The 17362-nt window shown below is 72.5% G+C and carries 10 protein-coding genes and 4 pseudogenes; 10 read left to right on the top strand and 4 right to left on the bottom strand.

The genetic code is table 11. The features are described from left to right. Positions 1–101 precede the first annotated feature (101 nt). Positions 102–959, top strand: a complete 858-nt coding sequence (locus MF408_RS25740) for an aldehyde dehydrogenase family protein (protein ID WP_275693208.1) — start codon at positions 102–104, stop codon at positions 957–959. Here MF408_RS25740 and MF408_RS17205 read toward each other — a convergent pair. Continuing rightward, a complete protein-coding gene (locus tag MF408_RS17205; protein ID WP_240248712.1) occupies positions 956–1438 on the bottom strand; it encodes a DUF2505 domain-containing protein in 483 nt (160 codons plus the stop codon). The genes MF408_RS25740 and MF408_RS17205 overlap by 4 nt on opposite strands. Positions 1439–1454: 16 nt before the next feature. Between MF408_RS17205 and MF408_RS25745 the strand changes: the two are divergent. From MF408_RS25745 to MF408_RS17225, 7 genes and pseudogenes are all read left to right on the top strand, one after another. Beyond that, a pseudogene (locus MF408_RS25745) lies at positions 1455–1973 on the top strand (hypothetical protein); the annotation flags it as partial. Between the two features lie 628 nt (positions 1974–2601). Further along, positions 2602–3915: pseudogene (locus tag MF408_RS25750) on the top strand (NAD-glutamate dehydrogenase domain-containing protein); the annotation flags it as partial. Positions 3916–4024: 109 nt separating this feature from the next. Further along, positions 4025–6375 (top strand): annotated as a pseudogene (locus tag MF408_RS25755) (NAD-glutamate dehydrogenase domain-containing protein). Positions 6376–6463: 88 nt separating this feature from the next. Further along, a complete protein-coding gene (locus MF408_RS17215; RefSeq protein ID WP_240248713.1) occupies positions 6464–7363 on the top strand; it encodes an ABC transporter ATP-binding protein in 900 nt (299 codons plus the stop codon). After that, positions 7360–8433, top strand: a complete 1074-nt coding sequence (locus MF408_RS17220) for an ABC transporter permease (RefSeq protein ID WP_240248714.1) — start codon at positions 7360–7362, stop codon at positions 8431–8433. The genes MF408_RS17215 and MF408_RS17220 overlap by 4 nt, the downstream gene beginning before the upstream one ends. A 173-nt stretch (positions 8434–8606) precedes the next feature. Then, positions 8607–8897 (top strand): annotated as a pseudogene (locus MF408_RS25760) (cation:proton antiporter); the annotation flags it as partial. Between the two features lie 76 nt (positions 8898–8973). Then, positions 8974–10611: a cation:proton antiporter gene (locus MF408_RS17225; RefSeq protein ID WP_275693209.1), complete on the top strand. Its 1638-nt coding sequence runs from the start codon at positions 8974–8976 to the stop codon at positions 10609–10611. A 57-nt stretch (positions 10612–10668) separates the two neighbouring features. On the opposite strand, the gene MF408_RS17230 is transcribed toward MF408_RS17225, so the two are convergent. The 3 genes from MF408_RS17230 to MF408_RS17240 are packed head-to-tail and all read right to left on the bottom strand — an operon-like array spanning position 10669 to position 14133. Continuing rightward, a complete protein-coding gene (locus tag MF408_RS17230; protein ID WP_240248715.1) occupies positions 10669–12015 on the bottom strand; it encodes a hypothetical protein in 1347 nt (448 codons plus the stop codon). A gap of 1 nt (position 12016) precedes the next feature. Continuing rightward, positions 12017–12454, bottom strand: coding sequence for a hypothetical protein (locus MF408_RS17235; protein ID WP_240248716.1), 438 nt, complete (start codon positions 12452–12454; stop codon positions 12017–12019). Continuing rightward, positions 12454–14133 carry a hypothetical protein gene (locus MF408_RS17240; RefSeq protein ID WP_240248717.1) on the bottom strand — a complete coding sequence of 560 codons (1680 nt, stop codon included), beginning with the start codon at positions 14131–14133 and terminating at the stop codon, positions 12454–12456. Before MF408_RS17240 ends, MF408_RS17235 begins: the two co-directional genes overlap by 1 nt. Positions 14134–14307: 174 nt before the next feature. On the opposite strand from MF408_RS17240, the gene MF408_RS17245 reads away from it, so the two are divergent. Both MF408_RS17245 and MF408_RS17250 read left to right on the top strand, forming a co-directional pair. Next, positions 14308–15120 (top strand): protein kinase, encoded by an 813-nt coding sequence (locus tag MF408_RS17245; RefSeq protein ID WP_240248718.1) that lies wholly within the window; start codon positions 14308–14310, stop codon positions 15118–15120. Between the two features lie 101 nt (positions 15121–15221). Continuing rightward, positions 15222–16832, top strand: a complete 1611-nt coding sequence (locus MF408_RS17250) for a hypothetical protein (RefSeq protein ID WP_240248719.1) — start codon at positions 15222–15224, stop codon at positions 16830–16832. The last annotated feature ends 530 nt before the right edge of the window (positions 16833–17362 follow it).

A 17362-nucleotide genomic window follows, 5' to 3' on the forward strand; every position in this document is an offset into this window, starting at 1 on the left:
CGTGCTCACCACCGCCCTGGTCCGGGGGGCGTTCGAGTACGCGGGGCAGAAGTGCTCGGCCGCCTCCCCGCGCCTACGTGCCGCGCTCGGTGTGGGACCGGATGGGCGACGAACTGGTCGACCGGACCGAGGCGCTGTCGATGGGCGACCCGACCGACTTCCGGCACTTCCTGGGCGCCGTCATCGACGACCGCGCGTTCAAGAAGCACACCGCGGCGATCGAGCGCGCCCAGGCCACCTCCGGCCTGACCGTGGTCGCCGGCGGCACGACCGACGACTCGGTCGGCTGGTTCGTCCGGCCGACCATCGTCCTCGGCGAGGACCCGGAGGACGAGATGTTCCGCACCGAGTACTTCGGGCCGATCCTCGCGGTCCACGTCTACGACGACCGCGACAGCACGGCGTTCGAGCGGGTCGCGCACCAGCTCGAGTCCGCGTCGCCGTACGCCCTCACCGGGGCCGTCGTCGCCCGCGACCGCGCGGCCATCGACTGGGCGAGCGAGGCGCTGCGGTTCGCCGCGGGCAACTTCTACGTCAACGACAAGCCGACCGGCGCCGTCGTCGGCCAGCAGCCCTTCGGCGGCGGCCGCGGCTCGGGCACCAACGACAAGGCCGGGGCGGCGCTCAACCTCCAGCGGTGGACGTCGCCGCGGTCGCTCAAGGAGACGCTGGTGCCGCCGACCGACCACATGTACCCCCTCCATGGCGCCCTCCACGGCGGAGGAGTGACGGGCGTGCTCCCGGCACACCTCGGTCCGCTGCACCCGGTCGAGCAGGCGCTGACCGTCGCCCTGGCGATCGGCCCGTTCGTCGTGCTCGGGATCGTCGTCGCCCTCCGCCGCCGGCAGGAAGCCCGGGAGGAGCGGCAGGGCCAGGAGGAGCCGGAGCGCCAGGAGGAGCCGGAGCGCCGGGAGGCGCAGGGCGTGCCGGAGACGACGGAGGGCGAGGAGCGGGGCTAGCGCGCCAGCCAGTCCTGCCCGACGCGGTTCTCCGCCTTCAGCGCCCGCACGAGGAACTTGGCGAGCAGGTCCTCGACCTTGCCCGCGACGAGCGGGATGCGCACCGAGATCCGGAGGTCGACCACCTCGACCGTGCGGCCGTCGCGCTGCTCGAGCACCGTGGTGCCCTCCATCTCGCCGGGCTTGCCCGGGATCGACACGTGGACGTCGGCGTGCGTGGGGCTGGTCCAGCTCTCCGCCTGCACCACGGTGGTGGTGGCGCCGACCAGCTTGCGGGCGAACGACGGCACCCCGTCGGTGGGCTGCTCCATCTCGATGCGCACCTTCGTCGCCGACGCGTCGCGGTCGACCGTGACGGCGTACGACGTGGCCTGCACGGCCCGGCACACCTCCTCCCGGAACTCGCGGTCGGTCAGCATCCGGGCGACCGCCTCCACGGGGGCGTCGTAGGTCAGCTCGTGCACCAGGCGGGTCGCCATCGGGGTCCTCTCGAGGATGGTTGTTCGGGGCAGCGCGCCACCCTACTGTGACAGGGTGTCAACGACGACGCACAACACCGACCGGGACGAGCTGATCGAGCAGGCCGCAGAGGTGGCCCGCCACGGCCGGGGCGCCTCGGCGCCTCCCGGTGACGACGTCGTGGCCCTGCTCACCGGCTACTACCGGCACGTCGCCACCGAGGACCTGGCCGACCGCAGCGACGTCGACCGCTACGGCGCCTACGCCTCCCACCACCACCTGGCGGCGGAGCGCAGCCCCGGCACGACGAAGGTGCGCGTCTACACGCCGACCGTCGCCGAGCACGGCTGGTCGGCCGGCGGCCACTCCATCGTCGAGGTCGTCACCGACGACATGCCGTTCCTCGTCGACTCGGTGACGATGGAGCTCGCGCGGCAGCAGCGCGACGTCCACGTGGTGCTGCACCCGACCCTCGACGTGCGTCGCGACGAGAGCGGCGCGCTGGTGGGCGTCGAGCCCGTCCGGGCCGGCTCGACGGAGCCCGCGGAGGACTCGATCCGCGAGTCGTGGATGCACGTGGAGATCGACCGGGTCGCCGACGACCACCGGGTACGCGAGCCGGAGCGGCTGGCGGAGGACCTGCGCCGGGTGCTGGGTGACGTGCGGGCGGCGGTCGAGGACTGGGCGGCGATGCAGGAGCAGGTCGCCGCCGTGGTGGGCGACCTGACCGACGACCCGCCACCGCTCCCCCGACGACGAGGTCCGCCAGGCCCGGGAGCTGCTGACCTGGCTCGCCGACGAGCACTTCACGTTCCTGGGCTACCGCGAGTACCGGCTGGAGCGGTTGCCGGTCGAGGGCGGGCACGACGACGTGCTCCGCCCGGTCCCCGAGTCCGGCCTGGGCATCCTGCGCACGCGTGCCGCCGAGGGCCAGTCGGCCTCGTTCGGGCGGCTCTCGGGCGCCGTCAAGGCCAAGGCTCGCGAGAAGACGCTGCTGGTGCTCGCCAAGGCGAACTCGCGGGCGACCGTGCACCGGCCGGCGTACCTCGACTACGTCGGGGTCAAGGTCTTCGACGCCGACGGCGAGGTGGTCGGCGAGCGCCGGTTCCTGGGACTGCTGTCGAGCGCCGCCTACACCGAGTCGGTGCTGCGGGTGCCGTTGCTGCGCGAGAAGGTCGAGCAGGTGCTCGCCCGCACCGGTCTCGACCCCCGCAGCCACGACGGGTCGGCACTGCTCGACACGCTCGAGACCTATCCGCGCGACGAGCTGTTCCACACGCCCGTCGACGAGCTGGCGCCCATCGCGGAGGCGGCGATGCAGGCGCGCGAGCGGCGGGCCGTGCGGCTGTTCATCCGCCGCGACACCTATGGGCGCTACCTCTCGGTGCTCGTCTACCTGCCCCGCGACCGCTACAACACCGGGGTCCGGCAGCGGTTCGCCCGGATCCTGACCGAGCAGCTCGGCGCCGAGTCGGTTGAGTTCAACGTCAGCATCGGCGAGTCGACGACGGCCCGGGTGCACTTCGTGGTGCGGCTCCCGGCCGGGCAGACGATCCCCGACGACGTCGACACCGCCGACCTCGAGCGGCGCCTGGTGGAGGCCTCCCGGTCGTGGCAGGAGGACTTCCTCGCCGCGGTCAACGCGGAGTACGGCGAGGAGGTCGGGGCGATCCTCGGCCGGCGGTACGTCGACGCGTTCCCGGAGGCCTACAAGGAGGACTTCCCGGCCCGCACGGCGGCGGCCGACCTCGGCCGGCTCGAGTCGATCCAGGGCGACGTCGGGATCGACCAGGCGCTCTACTCCGAGCTCGACGCCCCCGAGGGGGAGGTGCGGCTGAAGGTGTTCCGGGTCGGTCCGCCGCTGTCGCTCTCGCAGGTCCTGCCCATGCTCTCGTCGATGGGGGTCGAGGTCGTCGACGAACGGCCCTACGGCGTCGACGGGCTGGAGCGCACCGCCCACGTCTACGACTTCGGCCTGCGCTACGGCGCGGCGTTGCCCGACGACGGCCGCGAGCTGTTCACCGACGCGCTGCAGGCGATCTGGGACGGCTACACCGAGATCGACGGGTTCAACGCGCTCGTGCTCCGCGCGTCCCTGACGTGGCGGCAGGCGATGCTGCTGCGCGCCTACGCCAAGTACATGCGGCAGGGGAACTCGCCGTTCGCCATCGACTCGATCGAGGACGCCCTCGCGGTCAACGTCGACCTGGCCCGGATGCTCGTCGCGCTGTTCGAGACCCGGTTCGACCCCGACCTCGACGACGCGGCCCGCAGCGAGCGGCAGGCCGACCTGGAGGGCCGGATCCGGAAGGCGCTCGACGACGTGGTCGGCCTCGACCACGACCGGATCCTGCGGTCCTACCTGAAGCTGGTCCGCGCGACGCTGCGGACGAACTACTTCCAGCACGACGGTGCATCCGGCCGGCACAAGCAGTACCTGTCGCTGAAGATGGAGCCGTCGGCGATCCCGGAGCTCCCCGAGCCGCGGCCGCGGTTCGAGATCTTCGTGTACTCGCCGCGGGTCGAGGGCGTGCACCTGCGGTTCGGGCCGGTGGCGAGGGGGCGGGCTGCGCTGGTCGGACCGGCGCGACGACTTCCGCACCGAGGTGCTCGGCCTGGTCAAGGCGCAGATGGTGAAGAACACCGTCATCGTCCCCGTCGGCGCGAAGGGCGGGTTCTACGCCAAGCAGCTCCCCGACCCCTCCGACCGCGACGCCTGGATGGCCGAGGGCGTGGAGTGCTACAAGACGTTCATCCGCGGCCTGCTCGACGTCACGGACAACCTCGTCGGCGGCGAGGCGGTCCCGCCGCCGCGGGTGGTGCGCCACGACGGCACCGACTCCTACCTCGTCGTCGCCGCCGACAAGGGCACCGCCACCTTCTCCGACATCGCCAACGGGGTGGCGAAGGACTACGGCTTCTGGTTGGGCGACGCGTTCGCCAGCGGCGGCTCGGTCGGCTACGACCACAAGGCGATGGGCATCACCGCCCGCGGCGCCTGGGTGTCGGTGCGGCGGCACTTCCGCGAGCTCGACATCGACTGCCAGCGCGAGGACATCACGGTGGTCGGCATCGGCGACATGTCCGGCGACGTCTTCGGAAACGGCATGCTGTGCTCCGAGCACATCCGGCTGGTCGCGGCGTTCGACCACCGCGACATCTTCATCGACCCCGAGCCCGACGCGGCCGCGTCGTACGCCGAGCGCAAGCGCCTGTTCGGGCTGCCCCGGTCGAGCTGGCAGGACTACGACCCCTCGCTCATCTCCGAGGGCGGCGGCGTCTTCCCGCGCTCGGCGAAGTCGATCCCGCTCAACGCCCAGATCCGCGCGGCGCTCGGCATCGCCGGCGACGTCACGGCCATGACGCCGGCGGAGCTGATGAAGGCGATCCTGCTGGCGCCGGTCGACCTGCTGTGGAACGGCGGCATCGGCACCTACGTCAAGGCGTCGACCGAGAGCAACCGCGACGCCGGCGACAAGACCAACGACGCGATCCGGGTCGACGGCGGCCAGCTGCGTGTCCGGTGCGTGGGGGAGGGCGGCAACCTCGGGTTCACCCAGCGCGGCCGGATCGAGTACGCCGCCCGCGGGGGAGGATCAACACCGACTTCATCGACAACTCCGCTGGGGTCGACACCTCCGACCGGGAGGTGAACCTCAAGATCCTCCTCGACCGGGTGGTGGCCGACGGTGACCTCACCGAGAAGCAGCGCAACCAGCTGCTCGCCTCGATGACCGAGGAGGTCGCCGACCTCGTCCTCCGCGACAACTACGAGCAGAACCTCGCGCTCGCCAACGCCGCCCGCAACGCCCCGTCGCTGCTGCACGTGCACGAGAAGTGGATGCAGCGGCTGGAGGCCGACGGCCGGCTCGACCGCGGGCTGGAGGCGCTGCCGGCGACCGCGGAGGTCAAGCGGCGGCTCGAGCAGGGTGGCGCGCTCACGCAGCCGGAGCTCTCGGTGCTGATGGCCTACACCAAGATCGTGCTGGCCGAGGAGCTGCTCGCCTCCGACCTGCCGGAGGACCCCTACCTGACGCTCGACCTGCTCGAGTACTTCCCGAGCGCGGTGCAGGACGGCTTCCGCCAGCAGATCGAGCAGCACCCGCTGCGGCGCGAGATCATCGTGACCCAGGTGGTCAACGACCTGGTCAACGGCGCCGGGATGACGTACTGGCCGCGGCTCGCCGGGGAGACCGGTGCGTCGGCTGCCGAGCTCACGCGGGCGAACTTCGTCGCGCGGGAGATCTTCGGGTCGCTCCCGCTCCGGCAGGAGCTGGCGACCTACGACAACAAGATCTCCGCCGCCGTGCAGACCCGGATGCGGGTGGAGATGCGCACGCTGGTGGAGCGCGCCTCGCGGTGGCTGGTGACCAACCGGCGGCCACCGCTCGACAGCGCGGCGACCGTCGACCTGTTCGCCGGCCCCGTGCAGGCGACGATGCTGGAGCTCCCCGACCTGCTGACGGGCAGCGAGCTCGCGGCGTACGAGCAGCGTCGACAGGCCCTCGCCGCGCAGCAGGTGCCCGACGACCTCGCGGCGCGGGTGGCGGCGTACGACGTCGCCTACGCGCTGCTCAACGTCGTCGAGATCGCCACCAGGGACGGGCTCGTGCCGCGCGACGTGGCGAAGGTCCACTTCGCGCTGGGCGAGCGGCTGGGGCTGTCGGTGCTGCAGCGGCGGATCGTCGACCTGCCCCGTGCCGACCAGTGGCAGACGATGGCCCGGGCGGCCCTCCGCGACGACCTCCACCACGTGCACGCCCAGCTCACCGCGGAGGTCCTCGCCCTGACCCCGGCGGACGCCGCCGCGGAGGCCCGGGTGGCGGCCTGGGAGTCGTCCGCGGGCGGGGTCGTGGACCGGGCCGGGGAGACGCTCGACGCGATCTGCGCCGACGAGGACACCGACCTGGCCCGGGTGTCGGTGGCGCTGCGGGTGGTGCGCGGACTGCTCAGCTGAGAAGGGCCGGCGCCGACGGCACCGAAGGCGCAGCCACCGACCAAAGTCGGTGTCGGGCCGTCCGGGCCGTCCCCTAGGGTCGTCCGCGATGTCAGTGATCGATGCGCGAGGACTGTCCAAGACCTACGGCGACCTCACGGCGGTCGACGGGGTCGACCTGACCGTGGAGCAGGGGGAGACCGTCGGCGTGCTGGGGCCCAACGGCGCCGGCAAGACCACGCTCCTCGAGATGGTCGAGGGGCTGCGCCAACCCGACGCGGGCGAGGTCAGCGTGCTCGGCGAGCCGGTGTGGCCGCGGAACAAGCGGCTGCAGCCCAGGATCGGCGTCCAGCTGCAGGCGTCGTCGTTCTTCGAGCGGCTCACCGCGCGCGAGCAGATCCACACCTTCGCCGCCCTCTACCGGGCCCCGGCCACCGCGGCCGACGAGTGGCTGGAGCGGGTCGGGCTCGAGGAGAAGGCGGACACCCGGGTCGAGGACCTCTCCGGCGGCCAGGGGCAGCGGCTGTCGATCGCGTGCGCCCTGGTGCACGACCCCGAGCTGGTGTTCCTCGACGAGCCCACGTCGGCGCTCGACCCGCAGGCCCGCCGCAACCTGTGGGACCTGCTGTCCGACATCAACGACGCCGGCCGCACGGTGGTCCTGACCACCCACCACATGGACGAGGCCGAGGTGCTCTGCGACCGGGTGGCGATCATGGACCACGGCCGGGTGCTCGAGCTCGGGACCCCCACCGCGCTGGTGCGCAGCCTCGACGCTCCCACCCGGATCACCGTCGCGCCGGGAGTGGTCCCGGTCGAGGAGGCCCGGCAGATCCCCGCCGTCACCGAGGTGCGCGAGACCGCGGACGGCACGGTGCTGACGACGCGCGACCCCGCCGGGGTCGTCGCCGCCCTCGGCGAGCGGCAGCGGCTCGACGGGGTGACGGTGCACACGGGCACCCTGGAGGACGTGTTCCTCGCGCTGACCGGACGGGAGTACCGCGCATGAGCATCTCCGGTTCGCCGTTCTGGGCGCTCTCGGTCGCGATCCTGCGCGGGTTCCTGCGCGACCGGGCCTCGGTGTTCTTCGCGCTGGTCTTCCCGCTGATGTTCCTGGTGCTGTTCGGCGGCCTGCTGGGCGACCAGGGGACGTCGAAGGTGGACATGATCAAGGTCGGCGACGTCGCGCTGGTCGACGAGCTCCCCGACGACGCGCGGGAGGCCTTCGACGAGACCTTCGAGGTCGAGGAGAGCGACGACCTCGAGGCGGCGATCGACACCGTCCGCAAGGGAGACGCCGACGTCGCCCTCGAGCAGCGGGGTGACGTCGTCGTGGCCCACTACACGCAGACCGACCAGGTGCGGGCCGGGATCACCCAGGGGACGCTCCGGGCGTTCGTCGACGGTGCCAACGTGGCCGCCAGCGGGCAGCCGCCGCGCTTCGACCTGCGCACCGAGCGGGTCGAGGACGACTCGCTGACGACCATCCAGTTCGTGACGCCCGGCCTGCTGGGGTGGGCGGTGGCGATGAGCGCCGCGTTCGGCGCGGCGGCCACCCTGCAGGGCTGGCGCCAGAGCAAGCTGCTGCGCCGGCTCCAGCTCGCGCCGGTCTCGACCCGCACCGTCGTCGCCGCCCGGATCGCGGTGACCCTCACCGTCGCGCTCGCCCAGCTGGCGATCTTCCTCGGCCTCGGCGCAGCGGCGTTCGGCCTCACCCTCTCCGGCACCTGGTGGATGGCGATCCCGCTGGTGGTCGTCGGGACGCTCTGCTTCATGGCGATCGGCCTGCTCGCCGGGGCGATCACCCGCACCGCGGAGGGCGCGGTCAACATGTCCAACTTCATCGTGCTGCCGATGGCGTTCCTCAGCGGCTCGTTCTTCCCGCTCGACGTGGCGCCGGAGTGGATGCAGCGGCTCTCCGACGCGCTGCCGCTCAAGCACCTCAACGAGGGGATGCTCGACGTGATGGTGCGCGGCGAGGGTGCGTCGGCGGCGCTCGCGCCGCTGGCGGTGCTCGCCGGGTTCGCCGTCGTCGTCACGCTCGCCGCTGCCAAGCTCTTCCGCTGGGAGACCACCTGAGCCTCGGCCCGTCCGCGGCCGCGGTGGCGCGTCGTCCGGAGGGACGAACTCCTCCGCAACCGGGCCCGCGGGGAACATCCAGCCCGTAGTCTGGCGCGGCCCGTCGCCGCCGCTAGGAGAGCCTCGTGTACGACATCACCGTGATCCTCGCCCAGCTGGCGCTGATCATCGTCGTGGCCCGATTGGCCGGGTCAGCAGCCGGCCGGATCGGGATCCCGCCGGTGGTGGGGGAGATCTTCGCGGGCGTGCTCCTCGGCCCGAGCCTGCTCGGCCCCACGATCAGCGAGAACCTCTTCCCCCTCGACACCCGGCCGTTCCTGTCGCTCCTGGCGAGCATCGGCCTGGTGCTGTTCATGTTCGTCGTCGGCCTCGAGCTCGACGTCTCGCTGGTCAAGGGACGGGGCCGGGTGGCGGCGTCGGTGTCGCTGACGTCGATCGTGCTGCCGTTCGCGATGGGCATCGGGCTGGCCCACTTCCTGCGCGACCTCAAGCCGGCGGGGAGCCGACTTCTGGCCGTTCGCGCTGTTCATGGGCGCCGCGATGTCGATCACCGCGTTCCCGGTGCTGGCCCGGATCCTCACCGACCGCCGCATGCACCGGACGGAGACCGGCGGGCTTGCCCTGGCCTGCGCCGCGACCGACGACATCCTGGCCTGGACCCTGCTCGCGGTCGTGATCGGCATCGCCGGCGGCGGCGACCACGGCCACGGTCCCGGCTGGCTGGTCGTCCTGGCGGTGCCGTTCGCACTCGTCGCGATCTTCGTGGTCCGGCCGGTGCTGACCCGGTTGACCGGGATGTACCACCGCGCCGGTGAGCTCACGCCGACCGTCTTGTCCATCGTGCTCGTCGGCCTGCTGCTGTTCGCCGCCGCGACGGAGTACCTCGGCGTCCACTACATCTTCGGCGCCTTCCTCTTCGGCGCGATCCTGCCCCACGAGGACGCGGCCGCCCTGCGCCACGAGATCCTCGTGCGGCTCGAGCAGATCTCGGTGCTGCTGCTGCTCCCGGTGTTCTTCCTCGTGTCCGGCCTCAAGGTCGACCTCCGCGGCCTGAGCGCGGAGAACCTGCTGCAGCTGGTCGCCATCCTCGCGGTCGCGATCGCCGGCAAGTACGCCGGCGCCTACGTCGGCGCCCGCTCGGCCGGCGTACCGCACTGGCAGGCCAACGCCCTCGGGGTCCTGATGAACACCCGGGGGCTCACCGAGCTGGTCATCCTCAACGTGGGCCACGAGCTCGGGCTGCTCGGCGACGAGCTGTTCACGATGATGGTCGTGATGGCGCTGGTCACCACGGTGATGACCGGGCCGCTGCTCGGCGTCGCCTACCCCGCCCGGCGGGTCGCCCGGGACATCGCCGAGGCCGAGCGAGCGGCGCTCGGCGACGAGGCGGTCGACCGGGTGCTCGTGCTGAGCCGGCGCGACGCCGACAACCAGGTGGCGGTGGGGCTCGCGGTCGCGATGCTCGCCGGCGCACGCCCCGCCGAGCTGGTGGTCGCCGACCTGCAGCCGCAGGGCCGGCCGCTCGAGGTCGGCAGCGGCCTCTCCGGGGAGCTGGCCGAGATGGCGACCCAGATGGAGCGCCAGGAGGTGCTGGTGCGGCAGGGGCACGAGCTCGGCGTACCGGTGCGGGTGATCGCCCACCCGAGCGGCGACGTCGGGGCCGACCTGGTCGAGTTGGTCCGGGTGCTCCGCCCGCAGGGCCTCGTCGTCTGGTCCGACGACCCCGCCGCCGACGCCGTGCTCGCCGCGGCCGAGTGCCCGGCCGCCGTCGTCGCGGCGGGCACCGTGGCGTTCCCGCCCGACGCCGCCGTGTCGGTGCGGTGGAGCTCCGACACCGACGGGGACGCGGCCGTGCTGCTCGGCGCCCGGCTCGCCGTGGCCCGCGGCGTGCCGCTGCACCTGTCCGCCGACCGTGGCCGCCGCGCAGCGGCTGTGCGCACCGCCCTCGTCGGGCGCGGCCTCGACGTCCGGGACGCCCCGGCCGAGGATCCGGCGGAGGACGCGGCCGCGGCGCCGGCCGGCGGACCGGTCGCCGCGCTGTCCGTCGCCGTGATCGACGTCGCGGCTCTCGGTGCCGAGCCGCGCCCGGCACTCGCCGCGCGGGCCGAGGTCGACGCCGTGCCGGTCGACTTCACCACCGTCGCGCTCGGCCTCTCCGCCGCCGCGCCCACCCCCTGACGTCGAGTAGGCACTTTCTCCAGCGCGAGTGGGCACTTTCCCGCGCTCGAGAAGTGCCTACTCGAACCGGACGAAGTGCCTACTCGACCTCAGCTGGCGCCGGCGTGGGTGTTGAACGCGAGCGTACGGTGGCCGATCCGGATCCGGGTGCCCTGGACGAGCACGTGCTCGCCGCCGGACGGGAGCCGCTGCCAGTCGGGGGTGCGGGGCACGTGCACGAAGGTGCCGTTGGTCGAGCTGTTGTCGACGAGGACGACGTCCCAGCCGCGCAGCTCGAGGCGGGCGTGGACGCGCGACACCTGGTTGGACTGGTCGATGACAGGGAGGCCGCGGAACTCGCCGCCGCGCACCCGGTCGTCGGAGGACGGGTCGCGGCCGAGCAGGTAGGGGCGCGTCGAGCTGGAACACGGCACCGTCGTCCATGACCACCACACCCAGCGGCGGCCGCACGCCGGTCACCAGCACCGGGGTCTGCTGCACCATGTTGATGCCGCACACCGCGCAGAACAGCTGGCGGGGGTCGTTGAAGTGCCGGTTCTTGCAGTAGACGCCCGGCACCTCCTCGTGCGGGTGGCTGGCGTCGACGACGACGCTCGGGTCGTCGACGATCGGCAGCGGCTCGAAGTCCTCGTCGTCGAGGTCGTCGAGGAGCACCGACTGGAACTGGACGTGCTCGTCGGCCTGCGGGGGCGGCACCGGCCGGCCGCCGCCGTCCGGCACGGGGGCCGGCTCGGGCGCGGGCTCCGGCGGGGGCTCGGGTGCGGGTGGCGAAACCGGCGGCGGCTCGGGAACCGGCGGAGGCTCGGGTGCGGGCGGGGGCTCGGGTGCGGGCTCCGGAACCGGCGGGGGCTCGGGTGCGGGAGCTGGCACGGGTTCCGGCACGACGAACGGGGCGGTGTCGTCGGTGTCGTCGGTGTTGTCGGACGCGCCCGGAGGAGCGACCGCGAACGACCCGGCGGGCACGATGCCGCCGTCGAGCCGGTACGTCGAGCCGGGGTCGGCCGGGCTCGCGCCGGGCAGCGTGACCGAGACCCGGTCGACCGGCCACGGCACCAGCCGCTCGACCCACGCGAGCGAGTCGGCGCCCGAGATCGCCTGGTCGTCGACGGTCACGGTGACGTCGCCGTCGACGAACACGGCGAGCCCGGTCGAGTGCGGTGCCAGGGCGGCCAGCCCCGGTGACTGCTCGACCGTCGTCGACAGCAGCAGTGCGAGGCCCCGGACCAGCTGACGCCCCTGGCCGCCGTTGGCCGCGACGGTGCGGGCCTGGTCGACATACGGCCGCACCACCTGGGGGTCGGTCGACCCGACCAGCAGCACCACCGGCCCGAGCCGGACGAGGGTCCCCTCGCCGGGGCCGGGGACGACCGTCGCGCCGGCCCACTCGTCCGCTGACAGCCTCACGTCACACGATCCTTCCACCGAAGAAGCGCCACCGGATGAACGGCACGCGCATCGGTCCGTTGGTCCACACCCAGATGACGAGCCAGATCACCCCGAACATGATGAAGAACGCCCAGAAGCTCGGCACGCCGTCGACACCGGGCACCACCTCGAGCGCGAGCAGCAGCCACACCAGCGCGCCCTCGTTGATCCCCGTGAGGAGCCCGAACATGGTGGGCCAGTCCTTCTCCCACCGGAACTGCTGGATGAAGTGGTAGAGCAGCTCCCACAGGACGCCGAGCACGAGCACGGTCAGCAGGATCGCGTACGTCGTCCGGTAGCTGTCGCCGCTCAGGTCGAGCCCCGGCAGCAGCGGGGTGATCAGCAGCGTGATGACGCCGCCGAACACGACGAGCATGAAGATCCGGGTCTGCAGCCGCCCGTTGAGCGTGGGCAACATCAGTGGTCTCCTCGACGGTGGGGCGGACGGTGGACGAGGCTCGCGAGCGGGAGCAGGGGGTCGGTCACGGCGCGCTCCCGAGCAGCCACTTCCACCACTGCACCGTCGACCGCACCGGGCCGATCCGCTTGCAGAACCCGCGCTTGTTGAGGTCGCCGTAGATCTCCTGGGCGGCGACCTGGAGCCCGAGGAAGGTGTCGACGCCGGGGGAAGTACCCGCCCAGCGTCGTCGCGCCGGAGGCGTAGAGCGCGCCGGCGCCGGAGCGGGTGCCCTTGAGCTCGAAGTTGCGGTCGACGTCGAGCCGGCCGACGGGGTTGCGGCCGGCGCCGCCGTGCTCGAGGAGGTCCTTGAGCAGCCGGTGCTCGGTGATGTCGGCCTCGAGACCGGTGCAGTCGATGACGAAGTCGACCTCGACCGGCACGACGCCCTGGTGGGTGCGGACCTGGTTGAGGATCCGCTCTCCGCTGGGCTGCATGTCGTCGACGGTCCCGACCAGCACGTGGTACCAGCCCTCGCGCCGGCCCTGGTCCATCTGCTTCTGCCACAGCTTGCGCCACGGCGTGTTGGTGCCGCCCATCCGTTTGTAGATCTCGGCGCGCTGCTCGCCCTCGAGGCCGCGGACCTGCTTCTTCAGCTGACCGCCCCACACCGACTTCGGGTAGTTGAAGCCCTGGTAGGCCCAGCCGTTGCCGCCCTTGCGCCGGAAGAACACCGGAGGCTTCCCGCCGCCGGGACGCGGGTCGGTCTCGTTGCCGTAGCCGTCGTTGGCGCCGTGGATGTAGGTGCGGAACAGGTGGACGATCGTCGTCTGCGCCCCGTGCTTGAGGCGGTCGTCCATCAGCCGCTGCAGCACGCGCGACGCGACGATGCCGCCGCCGCGCACCAGCACGGTGCTCGGGTACTGCAGTAGCCGCTCGTAGACGTGCTCGTGCGCCTCGTAGGCGTTGACGATGTGCCGGTAGTCGTTGTGCTCGGTGCGGTAGCGCTGGAGCTCGGGCAGGAACTTCAGCCCGGGATAGCCGACGGCGACGTGCACGTACTGCGAGCGGAAGGCCACCCGCTTGGTCGCGGACGCGCCCTGCGGCGGGGTGAGGATCGTGAAGTAGCCGCCGCCGTAGCGGCGGCGCACGACGCGCACCAGTCCCTTGACGAGCATCTCGTGGTAGCCGATCCGCCGGGCCTCGCGCTCCATCGCCTCGAACGCCTGGCCCGCCCGCGGCGTCCAGTAGTCGGCGAGGATCGGCTCGGAGAAGACGTTCCAGAGCGGCTTGAGCGTCTTGTCGCGGAGCGCCTCGCTGACGGCGTACGACGGGAAGCCCCAGATGTTGTCCGGCCGCGACGCGGAGTCGGACCGGAGCCGTTCGCCGCGCGGGATCTGCGACACCCGGGTGAGGTACTCGTAGGTCTGCCACGGGTGGTCGAGCGCGGAGAGCACCCGCATGTGCGACGTCGGGACCCCGGCGATGCGCAGGTAGTCGACGGTGACGAAGCTGCCGATGCCGCCGCCCACGGTGACGAACGGGATGTCGACGATCGGGATGCCGGCGCGGGCCACCATGTCGTCGGTCCAGAAGTCCGTGGCGAGCAGCTCGTCGGTGAGGTCGCCGATCGGCTGGGCGGGCAGGTAGGTGCTGGGGTCGGTGGTCGGCACCACGGATGCAGCAGAGGGCTCGATCAACGATGTCTCCTCGGGGTCGGTGCGGTCGGCACGCTACACCGGTGCTCGGTGGCAGAGGGGCCGAAACGTGAAGGACCGCCCGGCGACGGTGCAAGTTCAGCCACGAGGATGAATCGGGCGCCCCGGTCGGCGAATTGCGTGGGTCTGCGCCGCGACGCATGACATCCTGAACCGGTGCAGGGCATCGCGGACTACGACTTCATCCGGCCGTTGGGCGAGTCCAACTACGGCACCAACTACCTCGCGCAGGCGCCCGCCCGGCTGGGCGTCGCCGCCGGCGAGGTGGTCGTCAAGGTCATCGACGGGCCGACGTCGGACGACGCGTTCCGCCGGGCCACGCGCGAGCTGAAGCACTTCAGCGTCGCCGACTCCGACCGGCTGGTCGCCGTCTACGACGCCGGCCGCCAGGGCGGTGCGTTCTACTACGCGATGGAGTACCTGCCGCTGGGGTCGCTGGAGCAGCCGAGCAGCCCGCTCGAGCCCGCGCGCGCCGTCGCGGCTGTCCGCGACGCTGCGTTGGCCGCCCACGCCCTCCACGAGCGCGGGATCGCCCACCGCGACATCAAGCCGGCCAACATCCTCATCGCCGAGGACGGCGGCCGGCTCTCCGACCTCGGCCTCTCCCAGCTGCTGTCGCCCGGCATGGTGATGACCGGCCTCGGGCAGATCGGCCTGGAGTTCACCGACCCGGCGATCATGCTGGGCGCGGCCGCCTCGCGGGCCAGCGACGTCTGGTCCCTCGGCGCCTGCCTGCACTTCGCGATCACCGGCCGCGGCGTCTACGGCGTCATCGCCGGCACCGAGCCGCTGCTGATGGTCCGGTCGATCCTCGCCTCCCAGCCGACCGTCGACCGGGCGCTCCCGCCGGACGCCGCCCGGCTGGTCGAGGCCTGCCTGGCCCAGGACGTGACGGCCCGCCCGCGCACGGCCGCGGAGGTCGCCGACCGGATGACCGGCCTCCTCGCGGGTCTCGGCGCCGGCGTCTGATGGCGGCCGCGATTTCGCCGGACCGGCCACGGCGCTGCAGTCGTCGTCCGTAGGATTCCGTGGGCCGGAGACCGGACCCGGCCTTCCCAGATGAGGTGACCATGGAGCTGCACGAGAGCCTGTACGCGCTGGGGCGCAGCCAGGGCCGCGAGCTGTTCAGCGACGCCGACAGCTTCCGCGGTGCGCTGGACGACTACCTCGACGAGGAGAGCGCCACCACCGGCGACATCAACCTCCTCGTCGACGCCGTCCGGCTCGGTGCGTTCCAGTCGATGGTGACCATGCTCGACAGCGGCGCCGACGCGGACCGGGCGATCGCCGAGGCCGGCAACCGGCTCGCCCGCGACCGGGGCAGCGCCGACGTGGGCGGCTCGACCTGGGCGCTGGCGGTGCTCGGCTACGCCATCGGCAAGGTGTCCGACGCCCAGGTCCGCAGCTACCGCACCCAGCACGGCTCGTCCCCCGTGCCGCCGCCGGCCGGGCCGCCGACGATGCTCCCGCAGACGGGTCCGACGCCCCCGGTCAGCTCTCCGGCGACACCCCACTCACCCACCACGCCGCCGCCCCCGGCCGCGACCTCCCCGGTGTGGCCCGCCCAGCAGCCGCCGCAGCCCGCCGGCTACGGCCAGGCGCCGGCCCACCCCGGCACGCCGTACGGCGGGTACGCCGGCCCGCCGGGCCCCGTCCTGCCGGCCGGCCACGGTGGCCCCGCAGGCCCGGCCGGTCACGCCGGGCCCCGCAAGCCGCGCAAGATCTGGCCGGCGATCGTCGCCGCCGTCGTCGTGATCGCCCTCCTCGGCGGTGGAGCCACCGCGTTCCTCGTCTTCCGGGGCGACGAGGAACCCGACGAGCCGACGAAGGACCCGACCAGCGAGGGGCCCGACGTCAGCTTCGAGGCGCTCAACTCCCGCTACGCGAGCCTCGGTCAGATGGTGACCTCCGGCATGGACGAGTGCGCCGCGGCCGACACTGCCTCCGGCGAGGCCGAGGTCGTCGAGTGCACGTTCCCCAACGGGACGCTCGCGCTGACGACGTACACCTCCGCCGCCGAGCTCGACGCCGCCCGCAAGCGACGCCTCGACGTCGCGAAGGGCACGACGGTGTCCGACCTCGACTCCGGCGTCTACTACCGGTTCGACCCCAAGGTCGCCGACGACACCAGCACCGCTCCGCCGGTCCTCTACTGGGACAGCCGCGCCGGCGTCCAGTCCGCGGAGATGACCGGCGGCACCGGCGTCACCGCCGACAACCTCGACACCGCGTTCGACGCGGTCTCGGCGACCGTGACGCCGCCCGACGGCCCCGCCGACACGCAGCTCGTCGAGTTCGTCAACCAGTTCGCCGTCGTCGGCTGCGAGCGGATCCCCGTCCTCGTCGACGGGGAGACCGAGGAGAGCAAGTGCAAGCGCAGCGGCCGCAACACCTGGGTCGGGCACTTCGCCAAGGCCAAGGACCTGCGCCAGTACCGGCAGAACGCCAAGTCCCTCGCCGGCCAGGACGGCGACCTCGTCGTCGACTACTGGTACACCGACGAGAACAGCAACGGCATCCAGGACGCCGAGGAGCCCGAGCAGGGCAAGATCTACGGCTACATCGAGGACGACTCCGACTACGGCGTCCTCTACCTCGACGACCTCGACTGCAAGTGCTACCTGCAGATGTACGACCGCGGCGAGGGCGACCCGGAGAAGCTGTACAACCTGATCTTCTAGCTGGTCTGCGCGAGCGCGTCGCAGACGGTGCGGCGCCGCCCGGGACCCTCGCAGGCTCGGGCCCCAGGGCCGCCGCACCGTGCGGCTTCGCCGCGTGCGACACGCTGCCGCGCCGCGGTCGCGGTGGACGGGGTGCCGGATCGGCTGGCGGCCGGAGGGTGGAAGCGGTCGGGGTGCAGGCGGCCCAGGCCCCGGTCGTCGCAGGTTCATCAAGGTATGTCGGTGAGTTGGCGCTCCCTATGGCGTACCCACCGTGGGAGGCGCGGGTTCGTCTGCATACCGTGATGAATCAGTACGCTCCCGAGGCCGGGCCCCGCGGCTGCCGCAGGTTCATCAAGGTATGTCGGTGAGTTGGCGCTCCCTATGGCGTACCCACCGTGGGAGGCGCGGGTTCGTCTGCATACCGTGATGAATCTGCGCGCTCCCGAGGCCCGCGCCCACCCGAGCCCCCTCACCCTCGCCGAGGCCCCCCACCGCCGACCAGCCGGTCCGTCTGGTCCACGACCTCCTGCCGCCGGCACTGGCCGGTC

It is taken from the genome of Nocardioides sp. TF02-7 (genome assembly GCF_022437945.1).
Classification (GTDB): domain Bacteria; phylum Actinomycetota; class Actinomycetes; order Propionibacteriales; family Nocardioidaceae; genus Nocardioides.

What these genes read in the sequence shown, in the direction of transcription:
- MF408_RS17220 (WP_240248714.1), top strand. Translation starts at nt 7,360, where the DNA reads ATGAGCATCTCCGGTTCGCCGTTCTGGGCGCTCTCGGTCGCGATCCTG.
- MF408_RS17225 (WP_275693209.1), top strand. Translation starts at nt 8,974, where the DNA reads ATGTCGATCACCGCGTTCCCGGTGCTGGCCCGGATCCTCACCGACCGC.
- MF408_RS17215 (WP_240248713.1), top strand. Translation starts at nt 6,464, where the DNA reads ATGTCAGTGATCGATGCGCGAGGACTGTCCAAGACCTACGGCGACCTC.
- MF408_RS17250 (WP_240248719.1), top strand. Translation starts at nt 15,222, where the DNA reads ATGGAGCTGCACGAGAGCCTGTACGCGCTGGGGCGCAGCCAGGGCCGC.
- MF408_RS25740 (WP_275693208.1), top strand. Translation starts at nt 102, where the DNA reads ATGGGCGACGAACTGGTCGACCGGACCGAGGCGCTGTCGATGGGCGAC.
- MF408_RS17205 (WP_240248712.1), bottom strand. Translation starts at nt 1,438, where the DNA reads ATGGCGACCCGCCTGGTGCACGAGCTGACCTACGACGCCCCCGTGGAG.
- MF408_RS17235 (WP_240248716.1), bottom strand. Translation starts at nt 12,454, where the DNA reads ATGTTGCCCACGCTCAACGGGCGGCTGCAGACCCGGATCTTCATGCTC.